Source organism: Cetobacterium sp., from assembly GCF_048470075.1.
Taxonomy (GTDB): Bacteria; Fusobacteriota; Fusobacteriia; order Fusobacteriales; family Fusobacteriaceae; genus Cetobacterium_A.
In genome coordinates this window covers 1-4181 of the sequence record NZ_DBGBQB010000266.1, presented here as the reverse complement: position 1 = coordinate 4181, position 4181 = coordinate 1, and the positions used below count along the sequence as shown (strand labels likewise).

The window sequence follows — 4181 nt, the reverse complement described above, 5'->3', positions numbered from 1 at the left end:
ATTAAAATGTGTATCCTAAAGAAAAATCAACAAAACTATTATCTCTTCTTCCAAAGTTTTTACCTAAACTTACACCCAATGTAAAATTATTAACTCCATAGTTTGCTCCTAATTTTACTCCTGTTGTTCCGCACTCTAAATCATCTTTTGGAAGTTTTCCTTTTCCACTAAATCCTTCATAAATGAACTCTTGCTCTTTATCTATATTCCCTAATTCATATGAATATTCTATTCCTGCAAACAAATCCAATCCTCCAAATTTATTTCCAACTAATAATCCAACTTTCGGAAGAACTGATGTATAGTTTTCTGATTCAACTGTTGCATTTAATGAGTTAGCATTTGACTCTGTAAATGAATCATACTTCATATGAGCTAAATCAAATCCTAAATATGGTTTTACAAATACCTTTTCTCCAAATATTTTTGATACTTCTCCAGAAGCTCTTACTCCATAAGAATCAAAATCTGATTCTGCTATTCTGCTAACTAAATCTATATCTCTTTTATTTTCATGGAAGTTATACTCTCCACCTAATCCTAATCTCAAATCCATTCCTTGATATTTTATAAATTTATTAAGTCCTAAATGTATTGTTTGAATATTTCCTTTTCCATTTTCCTTATAATCAATATTATTATAAGTATATCCAAGAGTTCCAAAAGTACTATCTCCAAAATTCATAGCTCCTACAAATCCTGTTAATTTCCCCTTATAACCTTCTATATTATTTCTAGAAGATACATCTTGATACTCTCCTATAAATGTAAAGTTATAACTATTTTCTCCTAAACTGTTTATAGCTACCATATCTTGCTCTTTAAATGTTTCACTTGTTTCAAGTATCTGTCTTCCTAAGTTTGAATATATTGTTGGAGTTAAACTATTTAAACTTCTATCTATTGCTTCTACACTACTTGTATCAATAGCTTTTACAACCTCTTTTGCATCTTCATTTAAAGTTTTAAACATCTCTTCAGTTTGATATTTTCCAAAGATATTAGCAGTTGATGTAATATATCCTGTTGTAAAATCTGATAAAGTTTTATTGTTTCTTATTAAAGTGGCATCTAAATTACCCCATGTGTCTGTTACAGCTTTTGCATCGTAAAGTAGTGAATTTGAGGTAAAATTAAAGTTATCTCCTAAAGAAATATTTTCAGCATCCACAATATTTTGCATAGTGTATTCATTCTTAAATCCATTTTTTGTTATTTCTGTTGATACAACTACATCTCCATCTATAGATACATTTTTAGCAGATATCTTACCATAAGACCCATCTTTATTAGTTCCAATTACATATCTACCACTATTCATAGAGTTTAAAGTTAAGTTTCCATCTATATTTATAGTTCCATAATTTTCTATAACTCCACCACCACTTGATTTTAATGCTATACTCTCTTTATTTGATTCGTTTAGCCCATCTCTATTAGCTATATTAATAGTTCCTTTATTTATTACTTTTGCTCCTTGTCCACTTGCAAACATTCCTCCTTCTGCTGTTGCAGATACATTAATTATACCAGTTTCTGAGTTTATAGCTGTGCTATCCATTCCTGCGTACATTCCAAAAGATCCTTTTCCATCAACATTTATTGTTCCATTATTTGTTGCTATAGCTCCTTCTGCTTGTACCCTTATTCCTTCTGCATTTATTCCTTTTACACTAATAATTCCATTATTAACAACATCGTTACCATAAGAGTCTATTCCTCTAGCAATATCTAAACTTTCAACTTCTATTTTATTATTATTAGTTATTAATCCTTTATTTGATTGACCAGCATAATTAAAAGCTTGAATTCCTGTAGGTATTTCTCCTTCTGTTGTATCTCCCATAGGAATATCTTTTATTTTTCCATTAACTACTATTAATCCATCATTCACAATAGAAATAATATCTGTATTTGTTGTATTATTTATATCATTTGTAGCTTGAATTCCAATAACATTATCACCATTTACTATTATTTTTCCATCTTTATTATTACTAATTTCACGAGTACTATCTGACGAAAATCTGCTATTAGATTTTATTCCTGCTGCAATTCTACCTTCATTTGAGTTTATCTCAATAGTTCCAGTATTTAAAATATCTCTTACTGCTGATATTCCCGCTACATCTTCTGAATGTTGAGAATTCCCTTTTGCATAGCTAACTTTAATACTTCCATTATTTATTAATTTTGTTCCTCCAGTAGTTCCATTTCCTGATATTCCTCTAGCATGCTCTCCTATAGTTTCAACTTCTATTTTACCGTTATTTACAAAACTTGAAGTTTCATCTAATACCACTGCCTCATTTTCTGTATCTCCAGTTACTATTATACTTCCATTATTTTCTCCAGAAGAATTTCTAAACAAATACATTCCTGAATTTTCTGCAAATGCCCAATGAATTCTTTTATATTCCTCATCAAATATTCCATTAACTACTATTTTATCATTATTAATTACTTTTGAATTATCTTTTCCAATCATCCCTATTCCACTATTAAGAACAGTAATTTCCTTATTATTAACTATTTTAGATTCGTTTGCTTCCATTCCTACTATTGGTGCCCATTTATGTGGTCTTAATTCTGTCGGATCTGGGTCATTTACTCCTACACTTCCACTCCATAATTCAGCTTTTGCTTCAGCTAAAATATTTCCATTATTTATTCCTACTGAATTTAAAATAGCTCTCATTCCATATCCCGATCCTAATAAAGATATATTTCCTGTTTCTCTATTTTCTATTGTTCCAGTTTTAGCAAACATTCCTATTAATTCACTATAAGTTGTTCCAACCTCTTTATATTTCCAGTCATAAGGTTCCCCACCTTTTGCATAACCTCTAGTTTTAATATTTTGAGACACCAATTGAATATTTCCGTTATTTATTGCTGTTCCTTTGCTATCAGCTTGCATTCCAATTGCCTCTCCAGACAATTGGATATCTTTATTATTTATTACAATACTATCTTTCTCTCTTGCCCTAAGTCCTCTCACCTTTCCTAACTTTTCATCTTGTAAATACACAAAATAATCTCCATAATCAACCACAATCTCTGCGTCTTGCCTTAATGATTCTAATTGTATAGTTCCATTATTTTCTCCTCTTGATCCACTTTTAACTTTTATTCCTGTTATACTTCCTTCTCCTGTTATTAATCCATTATTTATTGCGATACTTCCATTTTGAGCATTTAATCCTCTTTCCCTTGAATACATTTCTTCATTATAGTATTCTCCTTCCCAAAGCTCACTTTCTCTAACAATTTTTGATTTCATAGAAATTTTCCCATTATTTTCTATAATACTCCCATTAATTGCTTGCATCCCTTTTGTATATGCGCCGTCTAACAGTATATCTTTATTATTTATTCCTTTTGACCCATTATTTACTAATATTCCAATTGTTCCACTATCATTTGCTATAATTGTTCCATCTGGATTCTGTTGGTACAACCCTTGTCCTTTTCCAATAATGGTTCCATTATTTTCTACTAACACACCATTTTCACCAGACATTCCTATTGAATTTTTACCTGTTACTTCTATAGTTCCTGTATTTTTAATAGAATACAAACTTCTTGCATTACGTGTTGTTCCATATATACCTATATTTCCGTCTCCATTTAAAATAACATTTGCATTGCTTTCTACGTTTGAATTTTCTGCTTTTATTCCTATTAAATTTGTAGAGTTAGTGTCTGCCTTTATTGTCCCTGATATTTTAACATTTTCCCCCACTATTGAATGCCCTTCATTATTTTTATTTATTTCTACTTCTTCAACTAAAGGTGGTTCTGGTATTGGTGGTTCTTGGTCTACTACTGGTGGAACAGGATTAGATGAGTTTCCTCCACCTCCTCCACAAGCTGTAAGTGAACCTAATACCATTCCTGTTATTAGAAATTTAACAACAGTTTCTGTGTTTAAAGATATCTTATTTTTTAAATATCTTTTCAAACATTTCTCCTCATTACAAATATTTTTCATAATTCAATCCTCCCATTTATTATTTTTAAATTATTTTTATTTCAACCCTTCTATTTTGAGCCTTTTCTAGTAGTGAACTATTTGAATTTAGATACTGTTTTGAATGTCCTTCTACATAAATTTTTTCAGATGATACACCCTTTTCTATTAAAAATTTTTGTACCTCTCTAGCTCTTTCAATTGATAA

The 4181-nt window shown here is 29.9% G+C and carries 2 protein-coding genes; both read right to left on the bottom strand.

The window, feature by feature from the left end:
- Window position 1 precedes the first annotated feature (1 nt).
- A complete protein-coding gene (locus tag ACMOUI_RS09605) occupies window positions 2-3994 on the bottom strand; it encodes a hypothetical protein (RefSeq protein ID WP_418965481.1) in 3993 nt (1330 codons plus the stop codon).
- Window positions 3995-4019: 25 nt separating this feature from the next.
- Entirely contained in the window at window positions 4020-4175 is a 156-nt protein-coding gene (locus tag ACMOUI_RS09600; protein ID WP_418965482.1) for an OmpA family protein, read from the bottom strand.
- Between the last annotated feature and the right edge of the window lie 6 nt (window positions 4176-4181).